We start from the raw sequence: 1,106 nt of genomic DNA, 5'->3' as shown, positions 1-1,106 counted from the left end.
CGCGGCGACCAGCGCGATCGCGTCCGCGCCGAGCAGCGCGCGCAGGTGCCGGACGGCCTTGCGCGCCGAGTCGCCGGTCAGCCCGGCGCGCAGCGCGGGCGACGCGCGGGAGATCGTGTGCAGGGTGGCGAAGGTGGCCTCGTCGGCCGGGGTGGCGAAAGCGCGCCGCCTGGTGCGCCGCCGCCGGCGGAGGGCGGCGGTTCCGGCGGCCCCGGCCGTCACGGCGGCCATGGACCCGGTGCACACGAGGTCGAGCACGGACGGTGCGTCCATGACGACCTAACGTAACGTCCCCGCACCGGGCGGGTGGCCGGTTCCGCCCACCGCGCCGGGCCGGGTCCGGCCAACCTCCCCCGAACCCGGCGCTTCCGCAGGTCAGCGGGCCGTCGGCGTCCCACGACGGACCACGTCCAGCGACGGACCACCAGGACGGCGGTGGCCCACCAGGGCCGGCGGCGGTCACAGGGGTGGGGCGTCGCCCTCGTCCTCCTGGTAGGAGTAGCGCTGCTCGCGCCAGGGGTCGGCGACGTTGTGGTAGCCGCGCTCCTCCCAGAAGCCGCGCCGGTCCTTGACCAGGTACTCGACGGCGCGCACCCACTTGACGCTCTTCCACGCGTACAGGTGCGGGACGACCAGCCGGATCGGGAAGCCGTGGTCGGGGGGCAGGCGCTCGCCGTCGCGGTGCGTGGCGAACATCGTCCCGTCGGCGAGGAAGTCGCTCATCCGGATGTTGGCGCTGTAGCCGTACTCGGCCCACACCATGACGTGCGTGGCCTCCGGATCGGGCGGGGCGAGCTCGACGATCGCCGAGCCGGGAACGCCCTCCCAGTGGTTGTCCGGGATCGTGAACTTGGTGACGCAGTGGAAGTCGGCGACGGCCGAGGCGCGCGGCAGCCGTTCGAACTCGTCCCACGTCCACCGGTGCTGGCCGCCCGTGGCGGTCGCGCCGAAGACGCGGAAGTCCCAGTCCTTGGGACGGAACTTGGGGACGGGCCCGTAGTGCAGGACGGGCCAGCCGCGCGGGACGTACTGCCCCGGGGGCAGGGCCTTCGGCCCGGCCGGCTCCCCGCCCGGCGGCGCGGCGTCGGGGCCGGGGCCGGCGGCGG

1 protein-coding gene and 1 pseudogene are annotated in these 1,106 nt (G+C 75.6%); both read right to left on the bottom strand.

What is annotated here, in order from left to right; translation table 11 throughout:
- Nucleotides 1-273 (bottom strand): annotated as a pseudogene (locus tag DZF91_RS41300) (sensor histidine kinase); the annotation flags it as partial.
- Between the two features lie 186 nt (nt 274-459).
- Nucleotides 460-1,044: a sulfite oxidase-like oxidoreductase gene (locus DZF91_RS23395; protein WP_117359506.1), complete on the bottom strand. Its 585-nt coding sequence runs from the start codon at nt 1,042-1,044 to the stop codon at nt 460-462.
- Between the last annotated feature and the right edge of the window lie 62 nt (nt 1,045-1,106).

The organism is Actinomadura logoneensis (genome assembly GCF_003428695.1).
Taxonomy (GTDB): Bacteria; Actinomycetota; Actinomycetes; order Streptosporangiales; family Streptosporangiaceae; genus Spirillospora; species Spirillospora logoneensis.
The sequence above is the reverse complement of the archived record's forward strand: the minus strand, read 5'-3'. Positions and strand labels throughout refer to the sequence as shown.